Here is a 1,240-nt window from a genome sequence, read left to right as displayed (position 1 = left end):
AATGGCTTGATCCTCATGGCGTCGGCCCCTCCACGTCCTCAACCCTCACGAGCTTATACGTCCCTGGGCCTGGGCAGCGGGTTGGGACGATACTCCATACAATCCCATCTGTAGTTTTCTCGTCCATGAGATCACATTTACAATCCTCATCATTCAAAACCCACAAATCACAAGATGAAGAGCACTCACCGTCTTCGTCGTGTAAAATCTTAATCGTAATCTGTCCGTTTTCTGTGTCTTCAGACTGAGCGGCGTCCCTCAATACGGCCTGCTCAATGGTGACAGCATCCGGATATAATACGGTGCTCGGCACATAGGCGCTGCACCAGTTCCCAGATTTGCTCCACGGCCACGCCGTAACAACAAGACAATCTTCAGTCTCGAATTTAGTACACATCTGACAACAAACTCCGCACAGTTCCAGTTTTTCATTCACAAACTCACCCATTAGGAACCTCCTATCGCAGCAATTCGGTTATTCCCATAAAGAACACTGTTACACCAATTCCAATTGCCATGCTGCCAAAAATAACATACGCGATTGCCATCCACTGGCTCATACCATACTCCTCTTGAAATCTTCAAGCTGCTTCCTAAAACATTCCTCGGGGGTGCTCCCGTCAGATGAGTCCCAAAACATCGGATATCCAGTGTGCTCCCAGATTATGTAGTCAAGCTCTTCATCGTTGGCGTAAGGGAGAATCTCCATTGCTATTTGAAGTGCCTCCAGTACAGTTATATCCTGCTCCCTTTCAGCCTAAACTTCACATTCCTAATCGCACACAACCAAGGCTCATGCCTCACGATGTGCCACGGTTTGGGAAACTGCACGACTTGTTTCGGGATGGGTAGTTCTTCGTCCGCCTGGTCCTCAGACCAGTACCAGCAGGCATCGTCGGGATGCCACCAGGCAATGGCGTTTCTGGTAGTTGCGTCCCCATCCCATCCATCCGGTAAGGATGTTGATCCGGTTGATGTACACATACCCATCCTTTGTTGGTAGTGATCGGGCCGCCATTTCCAGCCGAGAGGTGACGACCGTGTCGAATTGAGCAACGGGCGGCATTCAAAACCGGGAGACGATGCGTATCGCCTCCTGTACTCCGCTTCTCTGGTACTGGGCCGTTCCCAGGTGCTCCTCGGCGCATACGTGGGCGATCACTACGCCTCCCTTTTGCGTATCATCCGTTTGCCTTCTGCAAGCGAGATCTCTCCGCTTTTAACTCTGGCAACTATCTCC

3 protein-coding genes are annotated in these 1,240 nt (G+C 50.9%); all 3 read right to left on the bottom strand.

Features of this window, described 5'->3' with window-relative positions; all coding sequences use genetic code 11:
• Nucleotides 1-13: 13 nt before the first annotated feature.
• Complete coding sequence (locus HWQ67_RS19025; protein WP_218254268.1) at nucleotides 14-448, bottom strand: hypothetical protein; 435 nt, start codon at nucleotides 446-448, stop codon at nucleotides 14-16.
• Between the two features lie 108 nt (nucleotides 449-556).
• Entirely contained in the window at nucleotides 557-709 is a 153-nt protein-coding gene (locus tag HWQ67_RS19020; protein WP_218254267.1) for a hypothetical protein, read from the bottom strand.
• Nucleotides 710-871: 162 nt separating this feature from the next.
• Nucleotides 872-1,018 (bottom strand): hypothetical protein, encoded by a 147-nt coding sequence (locus HWQ67_RS19015; protein ID WP_218254266.1) that lies wholly within the window; start codon nucleotides 1,016-1,018, stop codon nucleotides 872-874.
• Between the last annotated feature and the right edge of the window lie 222 nt (nucleotides 1,019-1,240).

Source organism: Candidatus Magnetobacterium casense (assembly GCF_019173545.1).
In the GTDB taxonomy this organism is placed as follows: Bacteria; Nitrospirota; Thermodesulfovibrionia; order Thermodesulfovibrionales; family Magnetobacteriaceae; genus Magnetobacterium; species Magnetobacterium cryptolimnobacter.
This window is presented reverse-complemented; position numbering and strand designations above follow the sequence as displayed.